Source organism: Sulfuricaulis sp., from assembly GCF_049587675.1.
Lineage (GTDB): Bacteria > Pseudomonadota > Gammaproteobacteria > Acidiferrobacterales > Sulfurifustaceae > Sulfuricaulis.
Genome location: NZ_JBAVEJ010000026.1, coordinates 1 through 2,591 on the forward strand (window position 1 = coordinate 1; position 2,591 = coordinate 2,591).

The window sequence follows — 2,591 nt, forward strand, 5'->3', positions numbered from 1 at the left end:
CAGCATGGTTGCGGCAAAGATACTGGCGCCGACCATGAATCCCGTATCGCCCAGTCGCACCGCATGCAGGATCAGGAAGGGGGTGGCCACCATGGCCGCGACCAGCCCGAATCCGTGACTGAGGCTATTCGCAAGTTCTTCCTCACGTGACTGCGGCCGTTTGGCTGCTGCAAGTGACAGGCGCACGTTGTGAATCCGGGAATACGCCCTAGTGCCCTTCCTGTTCTCCAACCGGCTCGGCATCGTGCATCTGCGGATGCGCGGTGCGCAGCCATTTCGCCTCGCTGTCCCAGAACACGGGTTTTTCGGTTTGCAGCATGTGGAGCAGGTTACGGTAGTCTTCCGAGCCGAGGTTGGTCAGGCGGAACAATTCGGTGAGGCGCGTTGCACTGCGCAGGATGATGCGGCCGCGGCCGGATTCTTTGGGGGAGCCGGAGGGCATCCACTCGGCGTAGTAGTGACCAATATTCACGACAGCCATCGTCATTCTCCTTGTCCGTTGATCTACTTTAAACCGAACTTTTGCTCTTAGCGCTAAGTAGTTGCTTGTTTGCTATGAGATTTATCACGACGGGCTGATCGTTTACTGGGTACGCGCCGGGTTGACTCCGAGGAGCTTGAGGGCCTTGTCCTGCAATGGCGTGGGGCGAGTCGTGAGGATGATCTTAGCCTTGGGATTGAGCGCCGTGTAGGTGATGTTGTAGGCCAGCGTGCCGAGGTCCTGCATCAGGGTGCGGAAGCTGTGCAAGGGCGTGCCGTCGTCGGCGTGCTTGCTTGCGTCTTTATCCTTCGCATGGTCTGAGCGCCGCGCCTTTGCGACGGCGGAGACCTTACTGGCCTGCGCCTCTTCGATGAACTCGTCGTCGAACAGCATGGGCTTCAGGCGCTCACGCATGTGCCATTCCACGTAGTAGGCAAGCATGCACAGGAAGACGTGGGCGCGAACGCGCCCGGTGCTGTAGTGGAAGACCGGTCTGACCTGGAGGTCGACGGTCTTGATCGAGCGGAACGCCCGCTCCACACGAGACAGGCTCTTGTAGGCGGCGACCGCCGCATTGGTGTCGAGTTGTTCCGGGAGCAGACTCGTGCGGATGACGTACAGACCGTCCAGGGCGGCTTCGGCATCGATCTGCGCTTGCTTGCGCTTCCAGGTAAAGCGCGCATCCGCAATCGTCAGATCAAAGTGCTTGGCCATGCGGTAGCGGTCGATCACGCGACCGACGCGCAGAGCGATCTCTTGCTCGCCACGTAGCGGGTTGCGCGGGCGCACCACGGCGGTGGCAATGGCCGCGAGGTCGGTTTCGGTGGCCGCCAATAACTCAGCGCGCTTGCGGGCTCGCTCTTCGGCGAGCAAGGGATTGCGGCAGACGATCAGACGCTCGCCCGGGAAGTGCTCGCTATCCACTTCGAGCAGGTTGCGCTCGTCGAACAGTGAAGGCTGGAAAGGCCCTCGTTCCTGAGCCAGCAAAGCGATCTGCGGCGCCCGCAGACTGCTGATCCAATCCATGCCGTTGGGCTTCAGATCCTTCTCAATCCGAGCCGAGGTGATCATGCCGCGGTCTCCCACCCAGGCGATCTGGGCAATGCCGAAGCGGTCCTTCAGCTTGGCGACCTGAGCCGACACCGTCGCCGGATCCGCGCGGTTGCCGTCAAACACCTCCACTGCAATCGGGCATCCATCGGCATTGCAGATCAAGCCGAAGACTATTTGCGGATCGTCCCGCTTGCCATCACGCGAATGACCGCGCGCTGCCAGGGGACAGCACCTTCCGGTCAGCCAAGTGGAGGTCAGATCGTAGAGCACCAAGGTGCTGCCTGCCAGGTGCTGACGCGCCAGACGCTTCTCGATCGCGGGCTGCGCCTGGTGCAGCCAATCCAGGGCGCGGTAAAGATCAGCGGCTTCAATGTTACCCACGCCCAGAACACGACCAAGAGAGTGCGCCGCGGTCTCGTCACGCAGCATGCGGTGGGTCGCGAGCTTAGAGCCAGGCGACACCACACGGGCCACGAGCATCGCCAACAAGACCCGTCGCAGCGATGCCGGCGCGGCGGCGAACCAGCCTTCTGCTCCACACGTCATCGCACTACCGAGCGCAGCGGCAACGTGACCGTGTGGAAGACTGCGTTCGACGGTGAAGATGTCATCCGCACTGGGTACGGCGACGCCACCCTTGAGGAGGACTTTGAGCCCTTCGATGACCTCAGTGGGAAGGCAAGAGATGTTGGCGAGGGTACGCTTCTTGATCTTGCCATCTTCACGATAGGACTCGCGCAGCAAAACGGCTGGGGGTGAATTGCGATTGGGGACGGCCTCAACATACATGGTCCGTAGATTGCCATATCCGCAAGGAAAAATCAAGAATCAATCAACTACTTACATGGCTACATAAGTACTCGAAAAAAACAGCTGAAATCCGCACCACGCAAAGATCTCAGCTATTTCGGAGGGTCAAAGTTCGGTCTAAAGAGGAAAAAGGAGAAAGTAAATGGCAATTGTCGGCATCGATCTGGGCACATCCAATTCTGCCGCGGCCGTGCTGCGCGGCGGGCGGCCCGTCATCATTCCCAGCGCCGAAGGTGTGAGCCTGGGC

General features: G+C 60.4%; 3 protein-coding genes and 1 pseudogene. 1 reads left to right on the forward strand and 3 read right to left on the reverse strand.

All coding sequences use genetic code 11. The features are described from left to right. From WB402_RS01070 to WB402_RS01080, 3 genes and pseudogenes are all read right to left on the reverse strand, one after another. Nucleotides 1-186: pseudogene (locus WB402_RS01070) on the reverse strand (PAQR family membrane homeostasis protein TrhA); the annotation flags it as partial. A 22-nt stretch (nt 187-208) separates the two neighbouring features. Continuing rightward, nucleotides 209-481 (reverse strand): hypothetical protein, encoded by a 273-nt coding sequence (locus tag WB402_RS01075; protein ID WP_424204897.1) that lies wholly within the window; start codon nt 479-481, stop codon nt 209-211. Between the two features lie 102 nt (nt 482-583). After that, nucleotides 584-2,323 carry an IS1634 family transposase gene (locus tag WB402_RS01080; protein ID WP_424204899.1) on the reverse strand — a complete coding sequence of 580 codons (1,740 nt, stop codon included), beginning with the start codon at nt 2,321-2,323 and terminating at the stop codon, nt 584-586. A gap of 163 nt (nt 2,324-2,486) precedes the next feature. On the opposite strand from WB402_RS01080, the gene WB402_RS01085 reads away from it, so the two are divergent. Continuing rightward, a partial coding sequence (locus WB402_RS01085) for an Hsp70 family protein (RefSeq protein WP_424204900.1) occupies nt 2,487-2,591 on the forward strand: 105 nt, incomplete at its 3' end.

What these genes read in the sequence shown, in the direction of transcription:
- WB402_RS01080 (WP_424204899.1), bottom strand. Translation starts at nt 2,323, where the DNA reads ATGTATGTTGAGGCCGTCCCCAATCGCAATTCACCCCCAGCCGTTTTG.
- WB402_RS01075 (WP_424204897.1), bottom strand. Translation starts at nt 481, where the DNA reads ATGGCTGTCGTGAATATTGGTCACTACTACGCCGAGTGGATGCCCTCC.